Source organism: Thauera carbonicopians, from assembly GCF_025699485.1.
GTDB lineage: Bacteria > Pseudomonadota > Gammaproteobacteria > Burkholderiales > Rhodocyclaceae > Thauera.
The window spans coordinates 153,981-175,403 of the sequence record NZ_JANUXN010000007.1; the positions used below are offsets into that span (position 1 = coordinate 153,981).

15 protein-coding genes, 1 tRNA gene and 2 pseudogenes are annotated in these 21,423 nt (G+C 61.6%); 11 read left to right on the forward strand and 7 right to left on the reverse strand.

The genetic code is table 11. The features are described from left to right. The first annotated feature begins 47 nt into the window (after window positions 1-47). The 5 genes from NX068_RS11595 to NX068_RS11615 all read left to right on the forward strand — a co-directional run bounded on the left by NX068_RS11595 (window position 48) and on the right by NX068_RS11615 (window position 4,342). A complete protein-coding gene (locus tag NX068_RS11595) occupies window positions 48-1,079 on the forward strand; it encodes a phenylalanine--tRNA ligase subunit alpha (RefSeq protein ID WP_263461421.1) in 1,032 nt (343 codons plus the stop codon). A 64-nt stretch (window positions 1,080-1,143) separates the two neighbouring features. After that, window positions 1,144-3,534 (forward strand): phenylalanine--tRNA ligase subunit beta, encoded by a 2,391-nt coding sequence (pheT, locus tag NX068_RS11600; RefSeq protein ID WP_263461422.1) that lies wholly within the window; start codon window positions 1,144-1,146, stop codon window positions 3,532-3,534. Between the two features lies 1 nt (window position 3,535). Next, window positions 3,536-3,844: an integration host factor subunit alpha gene (locus tag NX068_RS11605; RefSeq protein ID WP_068637068.1), complete on the forward strand. Its 309-nt coding sequence runs from the start codon at window positions 3,536-3,538 to the stop codon at window positions 3,842-3,844. Next, a complete protein-coding gene (locus tag NX068_RS11610) occupies window positions 3,825-4,205 on the forward strand; it encodes a MerR family transcriptional regulator (RefSeq protein WP_263461423.1) in 381 nt (126 codons plus the stop codon). Before NX068_RS11605 ends, NX068_RS11610 begins: the two co-directional genes overlap by 20 nt. Window positions 4,206-4,265: 60 nt before the next feature. Then, window positions 4,266-4,342: transfer RNA gene (locus NX068_RS11615), tRNA-Pro, on the forward strand. A gap of 166 nt (window positions 4,343-4,508) precedes the next feature. Here NX068_RS11615 and NX068_RS11620 read toward each other — a convergent pair. The 5 genes from NX068_RS11620 to NX068_RS11640 all read right to left on the reverse strand — a co-directional run bounded on the left by NX068_RS11620 (window position 4,509) and on the right by NX068_RS11640 (window position 9,403). Further along, window positions 4,509-5,297 (reverse strand): hypothetical protein, encoded by a 789-nt coding sequence (locus NX068_RS11620; protein WP_263461424.1) that lies wholly within the window; start codon window positions 5,295-5,297, stop codon window positions 4,509-4,511. Next, complete coding sequence (gene gspD, locus NX068_RS11625; RefSeq protein ID WP_263461425.1) at window positions 5,263-7,101, reverse strand: type II secretion system secretin GspD; 1,839 nt, start codon at window positions 7,099-7,101, stop codon at window positions 5,263-5,265. Before gspD ends, NX068_RS11620 begins: the two co-directional genes overlap by 35 nt. Window positions 7,102-7,339: 238 nt before the next feature. Then, on the reverse strand, window positions 7,340-7,855 hold the full coding sequence (locus NX068_RS11630; protein WP_263461426.1) for a hypothetical protein: 516 nt from the start codon (window positions 7,853-7,855) through the stop codon (window positions 7,340-7,342). Beyond that, window positions 7,845-8,429 (reverse strand): type II secretion system protein GspM, encoded by a 585-nt coding sequence (gspM, locus tag NX068_RS11635; protein WP_263461427.1) that lies wholly within the window; start codon window positions 8,427-8,429, stop codon window positions 7,845-7,847. The genes NX068_RS11630 and gspM overlap by 11 nt, the downstream gene beginning before the upstream one ends. Continuing rightward, on the reverse strand, window positions 8,426-9,403 hold the full coding sequence (locus NX068_RS11640) for a PilN domain-containing protein (protein WP_263461428.1): 978 nt from the start codon (window positions 9,401-9,403) through the stop codon (window positions 8,426-8,428). The genes gspM and NX068_RS11640 overlap by 4 nt, the downstream gene beginning before the upstream one ends. A 311-nt stretch (window positions 9,404-9,714) precedes the next feature. On the opposite strand from NX068_RS11640, the gene NX068_RS11645 reads away from it, so the two are divergent. From NX068_RS11645 to NX068_RS11670, 6 genes and pseudogenes are all read left to right on the forward strand, one after another. Further along, window positions 9,715-9,900: an RHS repeat domain-containing protein gene (locus NX068_RS11645; RefSeq protein WP_263461429.1), complete on the forward strand. Its 186-nt coding sequence runs from the start codon at window positions 9,715-9,717 to the stop codon at window positions 9,898-9,900. Between the two features lie 194 nt (window positions 9,901-10,094). Beyond that, entirely contained in the window at window positions 10,095-15,983 is a 5,889-nt protein-coding gene (locus NX068_RS11650) for an RHS repeat-associated core domain-containing protein (RefSeq protein WP_263461430.1), read from the forward strand. A gap of 23 nt (window positions 15,984-16,006) precedes the next feature. After that, window positions 16,007-16,435, forward strand: coding sequence for a hypothetical protein (locus NX068_RS11655; RefSeq protein WP_263461431.1), 429 nt, complete (start codon window positions 16,007-16,009; stop codon window positions 16,433-16,435). A 205-nt stretch (window positions 16,436-16,640) separates the two neighbouring features. After that, on the forward strand, window positions 16,641-17,384 hold the full coding sequence (locus NX068_RS21230; protein WP_263461432.1) for an RHS repeat-associated core domain-containing protein: 744 nt from the start codon (window positions 16,641-16,643) through the stop codon (window positions 17,382-17,384). Window positions 17,385-17,537: 153 nt separating this feature from the next. Continuing rightward, window positions 17,538-19,105, forward strand: a pseudogene (locus NX068_RS11665) (IS3 family transposase). A gap of 407 nt (window positions 19,106-19,512) precedes the next feature. Beyond that, window positions 19,513-19,686, forward strand: a complete 174-nt coding sequence (locus tag NX068_RS11670; protein WP_263461433.1) for a hypothetical protein — start codon at window positions 19,513-19,515, stop codon at window positions 19,684-19,686. Here the strand turns inward: NX068_RS11670 and NX068_RS11675 are convergent. Then, on the reverse strand, window positions 19,674-20,135 hold the full coding sequence (locus tag NX068_RS11675) for a hypothetical protein (protein ID WP_263461434.1): 462 nt from the start codon (window positions 20,133-20,135) through the stop codon (window positions 19,674-19,676). The genes NX068_RS11670 and NX068_RS11675 overlap by 13 nt on opposite strands. Before the next feature lie 526 nt (window positions 20,136-20,661). Continuing rightward, window positions 20,662-21,318 (reverse strand): annotated as a pseudogene (locus NX068_RS11680) (transposase). Between the last annotated feature and the right edge of the window lie 105 nt (window positions 21,319-21,423).

The following is a 21,423-nucleotide window of genomic DNA, read 5'->3' on the forward strand; positions in this document are numbered from 1 at the left end:
GCCACCTACAGCACTTGCAGTACATCGCAACCCGGCAGGGCACGGATATGGAACACCTGGATCAACTGGTTCAACAGGCAGCCGCCGATTTCGCCGCGGCGGCCGACAGCGCCCAACTCGAACAAGCCAAGGCACGCTATCTCGGCAAGAGCGGTTCGCTGACCGAACGGCTGAAGTCGCTCGGCAAGCTGGACCCCGATGCGCGGCGTGAGGCAGGCGCGGCCATCAATGCCGCCAAGACCGCGATCGAGGCCGCACTCGAAGCGCGCCGCAACGCCTTGCGCGAAGCCGCGCTGTTGGCCCAGCTGGCTGCCGAAGCGCTGGACGTGACGCTGCCCGGCCGCGGCGCGGCGCCGGGCGGCCTGCACCCGGTGAGCCGCACGCTCGAACGCATCGAGCAGCTGTTCGGCTCGATCGGCTTCATCGTCGCCGACGGCCCGGAAATCGAGACCGACTGGCACAACTTCACCGCGCTGAACACGCCGGAGAACCACCCCGCGCGTTCGATGCACGACACCTTCTATCTCGAAGGCCAGGACGAGGTGCTGCTGCGCACCCACACCAGTCCGGTGCAGATCCGCGCCATGCAGGCCCACGTCGAGCGCTACAAGGACCACGACACCATGCCCGAGCTGCGCGTGATCGCGCCGGGCCGGGTGTTCCGTGTCGACTCCGATGCGACCCACTCGCCGATGTTCCACCAGGCGGAAGGCCTGTGGGTGGGCGAGAACGTCAGCTTCGCCGACCTCAAGGGCGTGATCGCCGACTTCCTGCGCAAGTTCTTCGAGACCGACGACCTGCAGGTCCGCTTCCGGCCGTCCTTCTTCCCCTTCACCGAACCCAGCGCCGAGATCGACGTCGCCTTCATGAGCGGCGCGCTCGAAGGCCGCTGGCTCGAGATCGCCGGCTGCGGCATGGTCCACCCGAACGTGCTGCGCTTCGGCGGCATCGACCCCGAGCGCTACACCGGCTTCGCCTTCGGCATGGGACCGGATCGCCTGACGATGCTGCGCTACGGCGTCAACGACCTGCGCCTGTTCTTCGAAGGCGATCTGCGCTTCCTGAGCCAGTTCCGCTGACCAGTGCCGGCAGCACGCCCATCGGCGGCGCCTGCCTCATCGAATTCTTCCGGGTAATCGAATCATGCAATTCTCCGAACAGTGGCTGCGGACCTTCGTCGATCCGCAACTCGACAGTGACGCACTCGGCCACCTGCTGACGATGGCCGGCCTCGAAGTGGAAGAGGCCGAGCCGGCCGCGCCCGCCTTCTCGGGCGTGGTCGTGGCCCGGATCGTCGAGGCGGAAAAGCATCCGAACGCCGACAAGCTCAAGCTGTGCAAGGTCGATACCGGCACCGGCGAACTGCTGCAGATCGTCTGCGGTGCGCCGAACGCCGCCGCCGGCATGAAAGTGCCGTGCGCCAGGGTCGGTGCCGTGCTGCCGGGCGACTTCGCCATCAAGGCGGCCAAGCTGCGCGGCGTCGAATCCTTCGGCATGCTGTGCTCGGCACGCGAGCTGGGCCTGTCGGAAGACCACGGCGGCCTGTACGCGCTGCCCGAGGCTGCGCCGGTCGGCCGCGACATCCGCGACTACCTCGGCCTCGACGACACCTTGTTCACGATCAAGCTGACGCCGAACCGTGCCGACTGCCTCAGCCTCGAAGGCGTGGCGCGCGAAGTCGCGGCGATCACCGGCAGCGCGCTGCGCAAGACGGAAATCGCGCCGGTCGTCCCCAGCCACGACGCCCGCCGTGCCATCGTGCTCGACGCGCCCGAGGCCTGCCCGCGCTACTGCGGCCGCATCCTGAGTGGCGTCGATGCCAAGGCGCCGACGCCGGACTGGATGGTCACGCGCCTGGCGCGCAGCGGCATCCGCTCGATCAGCGCGCTGGTGGACGTCACCAACTACGTCATGCTGGAACTCGGCCAGCCCTTGCACGCTTTCGACAACACCAAGCTGCAGGGCGCGATCCACGTGCGCTACCCGCGCGAAGGCGAACAGGTGCTGCTGCTCAACGAGCAGACGGTGACGCCGGCCGCCGACACGCTGCTGATCGCCGATGAAGCCCGCGCGCTGGCCCTGGCCGGCATCATGGGCGGCGAAGACAGCGGCATCACGCTCGAAACCAGCGAAGTCTTCCTCGAAAGCGCCTTCTTCGCGCCGGATGCGATCGCCGGCCGCGCGCGCACCCACGGTTTCGGCTCGGACGCCTCGCACCGCTTCGAGCGCGGCGTCGATTTCGAACTGCCGCGCCGCGCGCTGGAGCGTGCCACCCGGCTCATCCTCGACATCTGCGGCGGCGAAGCCGGCCCGGTCGAGGAAGCACTCGCTGCCGACAAGCTGCCGGCACGCCAGCCGGTACGCCTGCGTACCGCGCGTGCGCGCCGCGTGCTCGGCATCGATCTCGACGATGCCGCGATCCAGTCGCTGCTCGAACGCGTGCATCTGGACGTCCGGCGCGACGGCGAGGACTTCGTCGTCACGCCGCCGTCGTGGCGCTTCGACATCGAGATCGAAGTCGACCTGGTCGAGGAGCTCGCCCGCCTGCACGGTTACGACAACATTCCCGCAGTGGCGCCGCAAGGCGGCCTGATGATGCTGCCGAGCACCGAGCACGCCCGCCCGGTATGGGCCGCGCGCCATCTGCTGGCTGCGCGCGGCTACCAGGAAGTGGTCAACTTCGCTTTCGTCGAGGAAGCCTGGGAGCGCGATTTCTGCGCCAACGAAGACCCGATCCGTCTCGCCAACCCGATCGCCAGCCAGCTCAGCGTGATGCGTTCCAGCCTGATCGCGGGCCTGGTCGATACCATGGCCACCAACCGCAAGCGCCAGACCGAGCGCGTGCGCGTGTTCGAAGTCGCGCGCGTGTTCGAGCGCAAGGCCGACGGCGAGCCGGTGACCGGCTTCCACCAGCCGATGCGCATCGCCGGTCTTGCCGCGGGCTCGGTGCTGCCTGAACAGTGGGGCGAGCGCAGCCGGGCGGTCGATTTCTACGACGTCAAGGCCGACGTCGAAGCCCTGCTTGCGCCGCGTAACCTCAACTTCGTGCGCCTGTCCCACCCGGCCCTGCACCCCGGCCGCGCTGCCAGCGTGTCGCTGGACGGCCGCGTGATCGGCATCATCGGCGAACTGCATCCGGTGTGGGTACAGCGTTACGATCTCGGCAGCGCGCCGGTGGTGTTCGAACTCGAGCTCGATGCCGTGCTGGGCGCGCGCATGCCGGCCTACAGCGAGATCTCGCGCATGCCGGCGGTGGTGCGCGACCTGGCGCTGGTCGTGGGCACCGACGTCACTGCCGAGCGCGTCATCGACACGCTGCGCCAGGCGGCACCGGCGGTGGTGCGGGAAATCACCCTGTTCGACGTCTATCAGGGTAAGGGTATCGAGTCCGAGCGGAAGAGCCTTGCCTTCAGGGTGTCGATGCAAGATACTCAGCGCACGCTCGAAGACGCTGAAGTGGATGCCGTCATGGCAGGTTTGGTGAAGCAGGCCGAAACCGTGCTCGGTGCCCGCCTGCGTGGTGCAGGAGGCTGACATGACGACGTTGACCAAAGCGGAACTGGCCGAGCTGCTGTTCGAGCAGGTCGGTCTCAACAAGCGCGAAGCCAAGGACATGGTGGAGGGCTTCTTCGAGGAAATCCGGATGGCGCTGGAGCGCGGCGACAGCGTCAAGCTGTCGGGCTTCGGCAACTTCCAGTTGCGCGACAAGCCGCAGCGCCCCGGGCGCAATCCCAAGACTGGCGAAGAAATTCCGATCACCGCGCGGCGGGTGGTCACTTTCCATGCCAGCCAGAAACTCAAGGCAGCCGTGGAGCAGCTCAGCGATGCAAGCAAGCAACCCTGAAATTGGCGCGGAACCGCTGCCGCCGATTCCGGCCAAGCGTTATTTCACCATCGGCGAAGTGAGCGAACTGTGCGGCGTCAAGCCGCACGTGCTGCGCTACTGGGAGCAGGAATTCACCCAGCTCAAGCCGGTCAAGCGCCGCGGCAACCGGCGCTACTACCAGCACCACGAAGTGCTGCTGGTCCGGCGCATCCGCGAGCTGCTTTACCAGGAAGGCTTCACCATTTCCGGCGCGCGCAATCGCCTGGGCGAAAGCGCGATCCAGGAGCAGGAAAGCAGGATCGAGGCGGACCAGTATCGTGCGCTGGTGGCCGAGGTTCGCGCCGATGTGCAGGCCTTGCTCGCGGAGCTGCGCGCCTGAGGCTGCCAGAATCAAAAAACTGGCAAATTCTGAAGCCGCTGCTATAATGGCGGCTTGTGTCGGGGCGTAGCGCAGCCTGGTAGCGCACTTGCATGGGGTGCAAGGGGTCGCGAGTTCGAATCCCGCCGCCCCGACCAATGAATCATCAAACGAAAGGCCAGTCTTCGGACTGGCCTTTCGCTTTTGAAAGCCGCCGGCTCGAGCATCAGCGCAAGGCCGGGCCCCATCTTGGAGTCTCTTCCGTGAAACCCGGGGCGATGTTCCTGGCTCGGACTGGTCTGGGATTGCGTGAAGGAGCTTCGCTCAGAATGGGCAGAGCTTGTTGGAGGCCCCAATGATGCGCTGCCGGCTTCTCACGAGATGGCTGGGTTCGATCTGGCCGGTGATCGTCACTTCGACGGAAAAGCCGCTCGTATCGTCGGGGGCGCTCTCGGCAAACACGTTCACCCTGAACGTGGAGCCAGGCACGCCGTCCTCGCTCATGACGGACCGTGCTTCGGACGATGCGCTGGGCCTTAACCCGGCAAGTTTGGCAAGACGGTTCGGCGCATACCGCAGGTCGGGCTCCGTCCGGCCGGAGTAGAGCGTGACGTAGGGGTACAGGCAGGCGAATGAACCGTCGTCGAGGCCGAGCATTGCCTGCAGATCCGCGTAGGTCGCGGGACGAAAGACGCCTGAGGGGTGGGGAGCCGCGAAGCCCGGTTTCTGCTGTCCCTGCGGTATGGCGAGTCCTGCCAGCAGTCGGCCGAATATCGCTGGGTCGGACGTCACGGGGTTGATGAGTCCATTCACCTGCTGAACCGACACATTGAGGATCTGCTGATCGATCTGCATGCTTCGGAAGATGATGCCGGCACCTATCCAGGCGCTTCTGTCTCCATTGATCAGGAGATCATGGATGACCACCTCGACGGCCGACTCATGCACGAGCCGGGTCCGGAGTCGCTGTTCCGAGATGGAAAGCTCCTCTGCAGAATGGAAGACGGCAGTCATTGCGCCAACAGCGAGCGTGGTGGCGACAAGCAGCAGCCACAGCGCATGCAGCAGGATGAAGCCCTCACTGCGGGCGCGACGGGGCGAGGGGAAGTGCATGTTCGGCCAGCCTGGAAGCGGCTTCGAGTCCATCGACCAGTGCATCGACGACTGACTGGGTTTCCATCTGATTGCGCATCACATGCGGCACCAGAAGGACGACGAGTTCTGTACGACGGGTGTCGGACGTGTTGTTCCGGAAGAAGTTACCGACGACCGGGATGTCCTTCAGCAGCGGCACGCCGCTGTTGCCCATCCCGCCGCTTTCGCGGATCAGGCCGCCCAGCGCCACGGTGAAGCCGTCCCGGGTGGCGATGACGCTGTGGATTCTCCGCCGCTGGATGGTGGGCGAGTCGATGCCGGACGATGTCGTCTGCGCCACTTCGCTCACCTCCTGCATGACATCCAGGATCACGTTTCCATTGTCATTGACGCGCGGCGTCACCTCCAGGATGACGCCCGTGTCTCGCATCTGGATCGTGCTGATGATCGGTGCCCCTGAAACATCCGTGCCCTGCGAGGTCTGGGTGACGATCGGCACCTGGTCGCCGACCTGCAGGCTCGCTTTCTGGTTGTTCAGGACGGAAATCTTCGGCGCGGAGAGAATCTTGACCTCGGTCTTCGACTGCAGCGCGTTCAGCACGATGCGAGCGTTCGCCCTGCCGGTATAGACGTAGGAAAAGCCCGGGAACTGCGAGGCCACGGCGCCGGATTCGGTGGCGCTCAAGGTCACCGAGTTCTCGCTCGAGTCGAAGAACCATTGCACGCCATAGCGCAGGTTGTTGTTCAACGTGACTTCGGCGAGAAAGGCCTCGATCATCACCTGCCTGGGCAGTACGTCGATCTGGGACAGTGCTTCCTGGATGACACGGTATTCGTCTTCGGTGCCGTAGTACATCAGCGAATTGTTTTCTTCCAACGCAACGAGCCGGCCGATGTTCGACTGGGCACTGGTGGTGCCATTCGCCTGTAGATCGGCGGGCACGGTCGGGGGCGGGAAGCGCTCACCTTCCGTGCTGGCGACGTTTGTGGCGGACCCGGCCGCCATTTCGCCGGTCAGTACCTGCCGCAGGGACGTGACCAGGTCCTTTGCACTGCCGTTCTGCACGTTGTAGACGAAGATCCTTTGGCTCCCCGTCTTCGAGATGTCGAGTCGCCCGATCCATTCTCTCAGCAAATCGAGATCGGACCTGTTACGTGCCACGCCAAGAACGGCCTGCATGCGCTCGAGCGGCACGAGCCGCACGCGCGTCGTGAAGAGGTCCAGCTTGCCCTGGAAGATCTTCTGCAACTCGTCAACGATGGTCTCGGGCCGGCTCTGGGCAAGCTTGTACATGGCGAAGGTCATGCCCTTCAACCAATCGACGTCGAAATTCTCGATGGTGCGCAACACGGCGCCGCGATCCTGGCTGCTGCCGGCGATCACGAGATGGCCGTGCTGGGTATCGGCCTGCAGTACCGTGCCTTTCGGTACGAAGGTGTCCAGCACAGCCTGCATGTCCTTCGCATTGACGTAGCGCAGCGGAATGATCTCCACCGCGTAGCCCGGAACGGGCGGCATGGATGCTGCCAGACGCTGGGCCGGGTGCACGCGTTGCGGCGCCTCGCTCCACGGCACCACGCTGACGCTGTTGCCGTCCTTCAGCAGCACGGCGGAGACCGTTCCCAGGGCGGCTTCCAGGGCTGACAGCAGCGATGCCTGGGAGGCGGGGCGGCTGGTCCGCAGCGTGATGCGACCCTGAACTTCGGGAGACACGACGTAATCGAGCTTGAGCATGTCGCCGAGTACGGCATCGATCACACCGCGAATGTCGGCTTCGTTGAAGTTGAGCTCGAAGCGCTCGCCGCTGCTGCCGGCGCGCACAGTGCTGCCTGCCCGGGCGGGAGCCGGTTCGCCGCGGCCGGATTCGAAATATTCCGTGACGAGCCCCCGGGGCGATGCCGGTTCGTTTGCAGCGGGCTGCGCCGCATCGTCACTCGTCTTCATGGCAGCAGCCGGAATCCGCTTCCACGGCGAAATGTGGACAGGTTCGGGGGCAGCTGTGGTCGAGCAGGCGTTGAGTCCTGCCAGCAGCGTGATGCCGATGATGGACGGGATGAGCTTATTCATTGGGTGGAAGCCCCGAACCGGCGATGGGCGGCCGGAGTTGGATGGTGATGTCTGCTGGAGGCGAGGCCCCGGCGCTGGAGTTCGTTTCCTGGCGGAGCCGCACGGCGTTCGGCGCAATCGAGATCACGCGCCACTCGCCGAAGACCCCGCCGCGTGGCACCAGCTTGCGATCGGCTGCCTCGCTTTCCAGCAGTGCCAGGCGAGCCTGTCCGCCCGCGCCGACGATGCCGGCGAGGCGCGGCGGCTGTGGGGGAGGGCTGGCTAGGGCATCGGCCGAGACCGAGACCTTCGGGCGGCTGCGGGAAGGCGAAAACAGCGGTGCCTGCACCAACATGTCCGGTACCGCCTCAGGCCAGTGGTCAGAGTCTTCGACGGCATCCGTCGCCGCATTCTGGGTAGCCGGGGTTGGCAGATGGGGCGTGCCGAGGGTGACCCAATGCAGCAACACGAAGGCGACCAGCGCGCAGATGTTGCAGACGATGAGCACGACGGTCTGCTTACTGGACATCGAGTTCTTCCGCGGGTGAAGGCGGCAGCACTTCCGCGCCGAAGCCCGAAACACGCAACTCGACGGAGAGTGGCGGTAGTGACGAATCCGGCCCTGAAACAGAGGACAGGATCACCGCGCGATCGACGGTCAATAGCGGACGGTGATGGGCAAAGGCTGTAAGCAGGTGAACCAGCTCGGTTTCCGGTGCAGTCACCTTCAGATCCACTGAGAATCGGGTCAGCGGGCCTTGCTCGTGCGGCTCTGCGGCCCTGAGTTCATTCAGCTCGACGCCGGCGCCTCGGACCAGCTCATCCACGGCACTGAGGACTGCCGGACTGTCCGTGCGCGACCGAAAAACCCACGCGGCAACTTCGTGTGATTGCCGTGCGAATTCATCGGGTGTCAGTACATCGTTTCCGGCTGCAAGTAGCTGCAGGCGCTGCAGTTCGAAACGGGAGTCATCCAGGCGCTCGATGGCAGCAGTGGTCAGGGTGTGAAGGGGGCGGATCACCAATGACCACACCATGATCAGCGGGACGCAGCCCAGCACGATGGCAAGTGCCCGCCGTACAGCCAGCGGAAGATGTGTCATTGGGCACCTGTCCGGGCGGGCGCTGCCTGTATCACGAACTGCGGTACGTCCGCCATGCCTGTGCCAGTATCCAGCCGCGACACCGATTCCAGCCGGACGGTACGCAAGCTGTCGGCCTGCTCCAGTGCGCGGGCGGCCGTCGTCGGATCGGCAGCATGGCCGATTATCCAGATGCCGCCCTGTTCGTAATGAAGCTGGCCGACCCAGGCTTGTTTGGGCAGATGGGTGGCAATATCCTCGAGTACGGGTAACAGGCCCGGCAAGGCGCGCACGCCTGATACTGCATCCCGTACAGCACGCAACTGCGCCTGTTCCTCGGCCTGGCGAATGACGCTGCCCTGGGCTCTCCTGCTTTCGTCGATGACGGTCTGGGTGCGCGAGGTGAGCCACGATGCGCTTGCATGGAGCGCTGGCCCGATTACAAGCGCGATGCCGCAAGCGGACGCGAGCAGCCACCGGTTCAGGCGTGTCGTCGAGAGCGCATGCTGCGCACCTCGCGACACTGAAAAGGTGAACGCCGGGGATGGCTGACCGTCCGGCGAGAAACCGACCACGCATCCCGTCGTGCCAGCCCGTTCGGCAGCTACCTCCAGCTTCGCGGCCTGTTCTCGAGTGCACAGGGCGACTTCCACCCCGATCTCGTTTCGATTGCTCCCGACCGATACCTCGCCAATGTCGAAATACAGCGCTGCAGGGTCGATCGGTGCTTCTGCTGCAAGACGGTAGCGGACGGCATCCCTGAGGCTGCTGCGCGCGGCTCGGGGCAGTGTCAGTGGCAGCCACATCACCTGCCCCGGGTGCAGCAGGATGACGACGGGCCTGTCCCTGCATGCGGCCTGCCAGTCGCCGGATGCTCCGGCCGGCGCTTGGTGCTGCTCGTGCAGCTGCGGTGTGCCATGTACATCCGTGACGAGGGTGATGGTTGTGTCGGTGCCCGCGAAACGCTGCGTGACCGGCACAACGAGTCCGTGCATTTCATCGCGCCACCAGTGCCATGCATGCCGGATCGCATCGCTCAGTCCGGAAGGCAGGGGGAGGGTAGCGCGGCTTCTGCTGCGCCATGCATTTCGGAATATCATTTGATCGGTATATTTATTTAGTATTTAAAGTTGACAATGGAATGTTTGTTTCGAACAATTTCAGTCAGCATGAATAATGCAAAAAGTATATGTCAGCAGAGTGTAGTCGAAACTGTTGATGATCGCTAAGGGCTGTAAACCATTTCAATGAGGGGAGAGTGGTGATGAGTGAGAATCGGACCCTGAAGCCGATGTTGAGAGCAAGTATGAGCACCCTGGCATTGACGATCTTGCTGGGCCTGTCGATGCCTGTGCTGGCTGGTTCGGTCAGTTACACCTACGACCAACTGGGCCGCGTCAAGACGGTCACCTACAGCAACGGCGTGGTCATCACCTATACCTACGATGCGGCGGGCAACCGCGTCAGCCAGGTCACCACCGGTGTGCCCTGATTCCCCCGGGTGGTAGTGACCGCCCGCTCTTCTGTTGTTCTTTCCTTGAGTTTCGCAGTGGCCCGCGCGGCGGGTCGTGGGGCGTTGTGTACCTCGTTGGCATGCCAGGATATATGATTTTGGCATTAAATTGGCGCGCTGCGCTGCATTTTCGTTTTCGTCTGAGTATTTCGTCTTTGTTCGGGAGAGTTCTCATGTCTGAACGCAACACAGGTTCGCTGTGCGCGAGCGTGCTGGCAGTAGTGGTCGCCGGCCTGTTCTCGGGTGTGGCGCTGGCCGAGGGCAACATCCAGTTTGGCCAGGGTATGCCGGCAGTGGTGGAACTGCCCCAGCTACAAGCAGTAACGGCCCGCACGGCCAAGGGCGGCGCGCAACGCGAGCGCATCGAGCACAGCCCCGGCGTCAACCGGGCCATTCTGGCCCCGGTCACGCCGGAAGAATCGGAGCAGGCGATCCAGGCGCGCGAGTTGCCCGCGGAGCTGAACCAGGGCGCCGCGTTCGAAGGCGCGCCGGTAATGTCGGCGATGCGGGTCGCGGGCGACACCGCGCCGACCGGCCCGGCCTCGATCGCGGAACTTGCCCGTGCGCTCAAGAACGACCCCGGCCTGATCTACGAATACGTCCGCAACAACATTGCCTACTACCCGACCTGGGGTATCCAGAAAGGGGCGATCGGCGCCTTGCTGGACAACCAGGGCACGGCCTTCGACCAGGCCACGCTGATGGTGCAACTGCTGAAGGAGGCGGGTTTCACCGCCAGCCACGTCAGGGGCCGCATCAACCTGACCGCGGCACAGGTGCAGGATTGGCTGGGTGTCAGCACCAGCAACGTGTGCGCGGTGCTGAACCTGTTCGGCAACGCTCAGATTCCGGTGGCCTCGGTCACCGCCACCGCGGCAGGCAGTTGCCCGGGTTCGACCGCCGCACTGCACAGCATGAAGGTTGATCACGTCTGGGTGAAGGTCAACATCGGCGGCACCAACTACTTCTTCGACCCCAGCTTCAAGTCCCACGTCCACAAGACCGGCATCAACGTCGCCACGGTCAGCGGTTACAATGCCAGTAGCTACCTGACGTCGGCCAAGAGTGGCGCCACGGTCAATGCCAACTACGTGCAGGGCATTAACCGCACCAACATTCGCAACAACCTCGCCAGCTACTCGAACACACTGGCAACCTACCTGCGCACCAACCTGCCTGCGGGCACGCTCGATGATGTGATCGGTGGGAAGACGGTGGCGCCGCACACCGGTGGCGCGCTGCGCCAGACCACGCTGCCGTATCAGGACACGTCGGTCGCGCTGACCGAGTGGGTGAACATCCCCGCCAACTACAGCCCGACGCTGCGCGTGCGCTACCAGGGCATCGACAAGACCTACACGTCGGATGTGATCTACGGCAAGCGGCTCACGATCACCTACAACGGCTCGAACCAGCCGGTGCTGATGCTCGACGGCGTGGTGCAAGCCACCGGCACCGCAGTCACGCCGAGCACCGTTGGCACCGTTACCTTTCACGTCAAGCACGGCGCTTATGCATCGACGTTTGTCAATCAGGACTGCACGTCGGAGCTTTGCACGACCAGCCTACCTGTCATCACTCAACAGATCGTGGCTGGCGGCACCTATCTGATCGGTAACGGCTGGGGTCCAGCCGGACGCGGCCTTGTCGAGCGTTACCGCGGTCAACTCGACACCGCCAAGGCCGCCGGCGGTGCCGATGTGTCCGAAGCCGTACTCGGTTCGTCACTGGCGGTCCTGTCTGCTACCTGGATCGCGCAGCGCAACCACTCGGACTACATCACCGACCGGCTTGCCAATACCAACACGCTTTTCCATCACCAGATCGGCATCGCCGGCTACAGAACCGCGCCGTATGTCGATTTGCCCGGCAACGTGGTCAGCAATATCAGCCAGTCAGCAGATGTTGCAAAGGAGCGAGCAGTCTTCTACAGCTCGGCGATGCATTCGAGCATTCTCGAATCGACCGCTGTACAGCAGACTGCTGGTGTCAGCGCAGTGTCGACGGTCAAGCTCATCGACATGGCAGTGGCCGGCAACGAGCGCATCTACAACGCCACCTCGGCGAACTACGCTACTGCGGTGCAGCCGAATCTGGTGTCGTGCTCCTCGTCGCTGGCCACCTTTCAGGCCGAGATCAGTAAGGGCGGCCGGCTGATCCTGCCGGCCCGCTGCAACCTCACTGAGAACAGTTGGTCGGGGGTAGGATACTTCACCATCAATAGCACCGACATGGGCATCGGCTCCATCATCAGCGGCGGGTTCGCGGGCGGATTCTCGACGAACCTCCAGGCCCAGAACCAGTTCGTCAGTAACACGCTGTCGCTGTCGCTGTCGCAGAATCTTGCGACCCAGATGACGGGATCCTACTTCGGCGATCCTATCGACATGACGAAGGGCCACTTCGTCTACGCTCATCAAGACATCCAGACCGGGGTGGGCGACTTCCCGTTGAGCCTGGGTGTCCAGAAGCTCTACAGCTCGGGGGCGCGCACGCAGGACGGCCCGCTGGGAAAGGGCTGGACGCACAGCTTGGCGGCTACGGTACGCATGGGTTCGGACGGCTTCCAGGGTATGGGCGAGGACTCCGCACTCGATGCGGTGCCGACGCTGGTCGAGAAGTTGGTGTCGCTCGACCTGCTCAGCGATGCGGCCAAGCCGCTCGACAAGATGGTCATCGCCACGGTGGGCCAGCGCTGGTTCGGCGACCAGTTGATCGATAACACCGTGGTGGTGGCCCAGGGTCTGAACAGCGAAGTGTTTGTCAAGCTGCCGGACGGCAACTACAACCCGCCGCCCGGCAACTCTGCGCGGCTGACGAAGCAGGGCGACGGCACCTACCAGTACGAAACGGTCAACCGCGCCAAGCTCGCCTTCAACAGTGCGGGCAAGCTGGCGACCTATACGCACCCGAGCGGTGTGCAAGCCAAGTTCACCTACAGCGGCGCCAACCTCACCCAGGTCGCCAACAGCCTGGGCCGGGTGTTGAGCTTCACCTACACCGGTGGGCGCATCAGTGGGGTCAGCGACGGCACCCGTAGTATCGGCTACGGCTACGACAGTAGCGGTAACCTCGTCAGTTCCACCGATGCCACCGCCAAGGTCACCACGTTCCAGTACGATCTGCCGGGGAGGGTGACGAAGTTCTTCTATCCGAGCAATCCGTCGGTCGCGTTTGCCACCAATGTCTATGACACGCTGGGCCGGGTGCAGATCCAGACCAACGCTGCCGGCAAGCTCTATACTTACTACTTCGCGGGCTCGCGCTCGGAAGAAGTCGGGCCGGGTTCGGTCAGCAAGGTGTCTTATGTCGATGCCTTTGGCCGGGTGTTGAAGTCGATCGATCCGCTTGGCCGCGTCACCACCAACACCTATGACGGTCAGGGCCGGCTGACACGTAAAGAGTTTCAGGCTGGCAACGCGCTCGAGTACACCTATGACGACGCGACTTGCGCTGCGGCCGAGAAGCGCTGCACGCACAACGTCAGTCAGGTCAAGCAGTTGCCCAAGACTGGTTCGACCTTGGCGACGCTGACCAGCAGCTTCACCTACGAAAGCGCCTTCAACAAGGTTGCCACTGCGACCGATGCGCTGGGCAAGGTCACGACCTACACCTACACCGCGCAGGGCAACCCGCTCGCGGTCACGGCGCCGGCCGATGCGGCTGGTGTGCAGCCGCAGACCATCTACGGCTACACCGCCTACACCGCCAGCGGCTACCCCAGCTTCTACCTGCAGACCTCGCAGACGAGCAAAATCACGGGCAGCAGCACGGTGGTGACGACGACCGCCTACAATGCGGCCAACAAGTACGTTCCGCAGACGGTGGTGGTCGACTCGGGTACGGGCAAGCTCAACCTTACGACCAGCTTCACCTATGATGCAGTGGGCAACCAGACGCAAGTCAACGGGCCGCGCACGGACGTCACCGACACCACCACGTATGCCTACGATGGGCAGCGCCGTGTCACGCAGACGACCGACGCACTGGGCAAGAAAACACAGTACGCCTTCGACAACGACGGAAGGGTGATCCGCAGTGCGGCACAACTGGGCAGCCAGTGGCTGGTGAGCTGCAACAGCTACACCACGACCGGCAAGCTGCTCAAGGCCTGGGGTCTGGCGCTCACCGCAGCGGCGACCACGTGCCCGACGGCGGCTTCGCCGGTGGCAGTGACCGACTACGCCTATGATGACCTCGATCGCCTGGTCAAGATCACCGAGAACCTGACTTCGGCCCAGGGTGGCAACCGGGTGACCGAGACGGTGTACAACGCCGACGGCAGTGTGAAGAACGTCAAGCGTGCAGTGGGTTCGGCACTGGCCCAGACCTATGCGGCCTACACCTACAGCGAGAACGGCCTGCTGCGCACGCTGACCGATGCGAAGAACAACCGCACGACCTACGAGTACGACGGTCACGAGCGCATGGTCAAGCTGCGCTACCCGCACCCGACGACGCCGAACACCTCGTCGAACAGCGACTACGAGCACTTCAGCTACGATGCGGTGGGCAACCTCACCAAGCACCGCAAGCGCAGCGGCCAGAACATCGTGTTCGGCTACGATGACCTGTACCGGGTGATCAGCCGCAGCTATCCGAACGTGGTGGACAACCTCGTCTTCAGCTACGACCTGCTGGGCCATCGCACGCAGGCGAAGTTCGCCAACAACAGCCACACCGTGGATTACGTGTGGGATGCGGCCGGCCGCCTGACCAATACCACCGCCGGTGGCAAGACCCTGGCCTACCAGTACGACCCTGCGGGCAACCGTACGCGCACCATGTGGCCGGACACCAGCTTCTACGTCACCGCGACTTTCGATGCGCTGAACCGTCCGACGGCAATCAAGGAGCTGGGCAGCACCAACCTGGCCAGCTACGCCTATGACGACCTGTCGCGTCGCACCACGGTGACACTGGGCAACGGCACCACGACGAGCTACGGTTACGGCGCGCAGGGTTCGATGTCGAGCCTGGCGCACAACCTGACCGGCACGGCGCAGGATGTCAGTTACAGCTACACCCGCAACCAGGTGCAGGAGTTCGTGGGCCTGAGCTGGACGAACGACCTGTATCAATGGATGGGCTACGCCAACGGCACGAAGAACTACACCAGCAACGGGCTGAACCAATACACCGCGGCCGCGGGCTCGACGCTGACCTACGACAACAAGGGCAACCTGGCCGGCGACGGGGTGTGGACCTACACTTACGACGCGGACAACAAGCTGAAGACGGCCAACAAGAGCGGCTACGCTGCGACGCTGGCCTACGATGCGGAAGGTCGGCTGCGCCGCACGACGTTGGCGGGCACGATCACCGACCTGATGTACGACGGTGTGGATCTGGTGGCCGAGTACGACAGCGCGGGTACGTTGCAGCGCCGCTACGTGCATGGTCCGGGGGTCGATGAGCCGCTGGTGGTGTACGAAGGCGCAGGTACGGGTAGTAAGACGTGGCTGTATGCCGATCACCTGGGCAGCATCGTGGCGGCGGCCAATGGCGCGGGCGCGAACACGGCGATCTACAGCTACGGACCGTACGGCGAACCGAATACGACCACCGGGGCGCGTTTCCGCTACACGGGGCAGCAGTACCTGGGCGGGCTGAACCTGTACTACTACAAGGCGCGGTTCTACTCGCCGGCGATCGGACGCTTCCTGCAGACCGATCCGATCGGCACGGCGGATGATCTGAACCTGTATACCTATGTGAAGAATAATCCAGTCAACTGGATTGACCCGACTGGGGAATACTGGTATAGACAGCCTTGGCAAGCGCCTGGCGTTGTTGGTCGGGAGGAGACTATTGTTCCGCCAGGAGGGGTGATCAGCGATTTCATTGAGCGTTTCGTGCCAGCAGGTTATTCATTTGGTGATCTACATGATAGATTTGTCGACGAAGCTCGATCTTTCGGGTTGCCAGATTGGCTTATCAATATTCCGTCAATGCCCCCAATGTATGCAATTGCTGTGGGGACGGAGATTTTGAGAACAGTAGGCATTCTTGATCAACCAGGATTGCCGCAACAATCTACCGTGAGTATTCCACTTAAATGATTTGGTTAAAGTTTAAAGGAGGAGTGAAAATTATCTTCCTTTTTACGATAATGCTTCTTATCGGCATGGGTGGCTGTCAGTTTGCTCATGCCGATCAAAAGCCAGATATAGGGGGTAAATATGAAATAAAAAAAAATGTTTACTTAATGGTTGTATATAAGGATCCTAGAAATAAGAAAATTAGTAAAAATACAGCTACTGGGTATCTGCATTCCGTTGAGTATGCGCATAAATCCGATGTGGCATACCAAAAAATGGTTCCAGCGGGAACAGTTATGGTTGTTCTAGGAACTGCCCCAAAAGTTTGGCGTCTTCCCTGGCTGGCTGACAGATATTTTGTTCGATTGAATCCAGATTATTCAGAAGATCTGGATGTGATTCTCTCTCTTGATCGGGGGATGGACGGAAACTTAGGTGGTCTGAATTCAGATATATTTTCCAGATTGGAATGACTAATGGGCACCTTATTGATGATTCTGAATTGCCGCGAGAGCGGGGTGCCCTCTCTCGCGCTTCATTGCTTTGAGTTCTTGCCTATGAGGGTCCGTACAACTTGTGAATGCGGTGACCTTCAGCAATAGCCTGCTGAGCTAGCGTGCGTAGGCGAGATACGTCGATAGTGCGCAGGACGTCAGTTACAGCTACACCCGCAACCAGGTGCAGGAGTTCGCGGGCCTGAGCTGGACGAACGACCTGTATCAATGGATGGGCTACGCCAACGGCACGAAGAACTACACCAGCAACGGGCTGAACCAATACACCGCGGCCGCGGGCTCGACGCTGACCTACGACAACAAGGGCAACCTGGCCGGCGACGGGGTGTGGACCTACACTTACGACGCGGACAACAAGCTGAAGACGGCCAACAAGAGCGGCTACGCTGCGACGCTGGCCTACGATGCGGAAGGTCGGCTGCGCCGCACGACGTTGGCGGGCACGATCACCGACCTGATGTACGACGATGTGGATCTGGTGGCCGAGTACGACAGCGCGGGTACGCTGCTGCGGCGCTACGTGCATGGCCCCGGGGTGGACGTGTGGTACGAGGGCGCGATGACGACGAACAAGACGTGGCTGTATGCCGATCACCTGGGCAGCGTCATCGGCACGGCCAACAGCGCGGGCACGAGTACGGCGACCTACAGCTACGGACCGTACGGCGAGCCGAATACGACCACCGGGGTGCGCTTCCGCCACACGGGACAGCAATTTCTGGGCGGGCTGAACCTGTATTACTACAAGGCGCGGTTCTACTCGTCGGCGATTGGACGCTTCCTGCAGACCGATCCGATCGGCACCGCGGATGATCTGAACCTGTATGTCTACGTGGGCATACAGCCCGATCAACGCAATCGATCCAACCGGTTTGCTCGATGTAATTTACTCAGCCGGTCCTTTTAGCGAGAGCAACCCCATTCGAAGAAATCACCATCAGCCTGGCACGAACTACTTTATCTCCGATGAGAATGGTGTAGCGTACCCGATGCCCCCGGGGTCAGAATAGTTGTCGCCTCGATAGAATCTGAATCAGTGGGGCGATAACGGAAGAACGAAGTGGCCAGGTACGGACAAGCATTCAAGGACAAGGCGGTGGCGAGGTTGTTGCCGCCGGAGAGCGCATCGGTGGAAGGGGTTTCCCGAGCGCTGAGCATTTCTGTCGCTACGCTGGAGCGATGGCGCGCAGATGCGCTGTCCAGACCCGCTCGCGAGCGGGTCTGGACAGCGCCGGCCCGATTCGAAGCGGTGCTCGGCGATGGACGAGGCCAGCAAGGGCGCCTGGTGCCGTGAGAACGGCGTATATCCGCAAGAGCTGGAGCAGTGGCGTATGGTGGCTACGCAGGCGCTCGCCGACCCCGAGGACACGGCTCGGGTCAGCCACCGTGAGAAGAAGGCTGATCGGCGGCGCATCAAGGAACTCGAGCGCGATCTACGGCGCAAGGAAAAGGCGCTGGCTGAAGCGGCGGCCCTGCTGGTGCTGTCAAAAAAGCTCGAGGCGATCTTTCCGAAGGACAAGGACGACGAGGATGCATGATCGGCCTGGAAGATCGCCAAACCCGGGTCCGTGATATCGAGACCGCCCATGCGGCCGGTGCGCGCTGGGGGCCGGCCTGCGAGGTGGCGGGCACGGTGCGAACGCTGCAGCGCTGGAAGGCTGACTGCGGTTTGCAGATCGGTGACCGACGCCCGCTGATCGAGCGTGCCGCGCCGTCGCATGCGCTCACTGACGAGGAGCGTAGCCGGATTCTGGCGGTCGCGAACGAACCGCGTTTCGCTGCTTTGCCGCCGTCCAGAATCGTTCCGGCGCTGGCTGACGAAGGCGTATATATCGCGAGCGAATCGAGTTTTCAGCGCGTGTTGCGAGTTCATGGCCAGAACCGCCACCGCGGCCGCAGCCGTGCTCCTCAGCCCGCGCGCGCGCCCGGCACGCATGTGGCTACAGCGCCCGGTCAGGTGTGGTGCTGGGATATGACCTATCTGTCCGCGCAGGTCCAGGGGCGCTGGTTCTACCTCTACCTCTACCTGATCCTGGACCTGTACAGCCGCAAGATCGTCGGTTGGGAGATTCATGACGAGGACGATGCCGATCACGCTGTGCATCTGCTCAAGCGAACAGCATTGGCGGAAAACATTCATGCCATGCCGACCAAACCGGTCCTGCACGGCGACAACGGCAGCACGCTCAAAGCCACGACGGTACTGGCCATGCTGCACTGGTTGGGGGTCAAACCCTCGTACTCGCGCCCGCGTGTCTCGGACGACAACGCCTTCGTCGAATCGCTGTTCAAAACGGCGAAGTGCCGCCCCGAATTCCCGGGGCGTGGCTTCGGTAGCCTTGATGAAGCTCGGGATTGGGGCCACGCATTTGTGCGCTGGTACAACTTCGAACACCGCCACAGCGGTATCCGCTATGTCACCCCCGCGCAGCGCCACGCTGGCGAGGACGCGGTGCTGCTGAGCGCGCGTCTCAGACGTATCTCCAGGCGCGCGAACGCCATCCGGCACGTTGGGCGGGTCGTACGCGCAATTGGTCGCCGATCAGCGTCGTCACGCTCAATCCCGAGCGCCAGAGCGTCATCGAGGCCGCGACGCATGCTGAAGACAAAACGCGGTTGGTTGCATGAATCAGGCGACAACTACCTTGACTCGCTCCGGCTGGCTCAAGCATATCGATAAGGCTAGGCTTGCCCATGCTCGCCCAGTGCAGTACATAATTCGATTTGCCTTCAAGCTCCGGGGTGCGTATCGCTGAAACGAATGGTGTTATACCGATTCCGCCTGCAATGAAGATATTCATCGCTTCTGTCGAAAAATCCAAGCCGCTACGTGGAACGGAAACTCTGATCACTTGGCCTTTGCACAGTTGATCATGAATATAGATTGAGCCCCCGCGGCCTGTCGCTTCTCGCTTGACTGCCACGACGTAGCGTCGGCAGTCGGCTGGGTTGTTACACAGCGAATAGGTGCGAACCAGCCCTTTTTTGAGATGTAAATCGATGTGCGCTCCAGGTCTGAATGCCGGCAGTCGCCAGTGATCCTGATCCACCAGGGTCAGCCGTTTGACGCCAGGCAGTGGTTCATCGATCTGTTCGACAACGAGTTGGAGATGTTTGATTGCTTGTGCCATGTCATGCTCCGCGTACAACATCACCCAGGCGAATTACGCCGCCCTTCAGAATCCGGCAATTCAACTCAGCCCGATTGATCAGCGAATCGAAAACCGGTTTTCCTAGAATCTCCTCGAGGTGACGGCATGGCGTAGATAGTCGCGTGGCTTCGAGTAAAGCTTCGCCTACCCAATTGGCGGCCAACCAAATGGTTGAGCGAGACCCCTTGAACGGTGACGTTACGCCGGTGCTCCTCCGGCAGAAGCTGGATCTTTGCATCACGAGCTAAGGCTTCCAAAGTCTCGATCTCGAACAAGGTGATTTGGCGGCCTTCTTCGGGTTTGTGTGAGTAGAAGCCACTTTCCTGATCGATCATATAATGATCGCCTTGGATGCCTCTTCCTGTGATCAGAGTGAGTTCATCGAAGGCTTCCATTGGAAGAAAAGTTCGTGGCGTGATGTGCAGATGACGCACTACTCCCTTCCAGCGGATTGTTGATGCCTGTTGATGGGCGGAATCGTTGTCGATGGCTTTGGTAGCGGGCATAGTGCTCCTCCTAATTAGCGCTAATCATTGGGTAGGGGCAGGATCCAATGGCATGGATGATTGGCTGTCGATGCCGAGAAATTTAAAGAAAAAACTCATCTAATTGATGTGCACATTCTTAAAAGTTCAGCGATGTCACCGTTTCTGATATATCTAGAACCGCGAGTCTCTCGTGCTGGGCTGAAGTTCTGACAATAAGCAATCATGCATGAATCTCCGATGGCGTATTATTTATGATCAAATTTCCGGAAATTGTCTCAAATTCTATAGTGATGATCATGTAAATGCTATGAACTGGATCTCATAACAGATATTTTTTTAACTCCGTGATCGCCAGGTAAACGACGGCACAGGTGCTATCTCTGAACAAAGGCAGGGCGAGAGCGCGCATTGCGAATCGAGGAGAATTCGATGTGCAACGTGTAGAAGGATTTCATTGATATTGAGGTTGGTTCGGGGCTGAAGATCGAAATCCCCTTTGGCTGCAGAAATTATATGAGTCTAAGAAACTATAACGAAATGACTTTTACGCCTTGCGCAAGTTTCTGCCGAAAATGATGCAGCAGGCGACCTCGAGAAAGGCTTCATGAATGATTGCGAGCCGCTCAAAGCGGACGCTCAATCGCCGAAAGTTGTGCAGCTATCCCAGGGTTCGCTCTACGACCCAGCGGGCCGCGAATCTGCGGGGTGGCTTCGACCAAGGGAGCAACTTTGTGATGTCGTTGCGGTTGGCTCCGGTGGGGATCATCGCAAGCGAGATACGTTGTGCTTCGATGATGAGAAGATACTGGGAGTCTGGGCGAGCGCGATCAGTGGGATTCGGCTCTGTTTGTGACCAGATCCCACTGCTCGGATGGACGAAGAATCGACGATGGTACGAGGCCAATCGATGCAGCCCGGTTGCACGAAGCTGGGCAAGCAGCACTTCGTGCAGGCGATCCCATACCCCTGCTTCCTGCCATGCTCGCAGTCATCGTCAGCAACTCATGTCCGAGCCGCAGCCCATTTTCTTGGGCAGGATTTCCTACGGGAAACCCGACTGAAACACGAAGCGGATGCCCGTCAGCAGCTTGCGATCGTCCAGAGGCTTGCGACCCGGATACGGTTCCTGACGCGGTTTCGGCGGTGGCGGCAACTGTTCGATCAGTGTCCATAGATCGTCATCTAATATCGGTTTCGCCATCTCCTTGCCTCAGCAAACGAAACAAAGGTTAAGGAAACACTGATTATTTCACCAGCCTGCCTTCCTGATGGCAGAGCTGTTTGAGACACTGTCGCCTACGCAGAC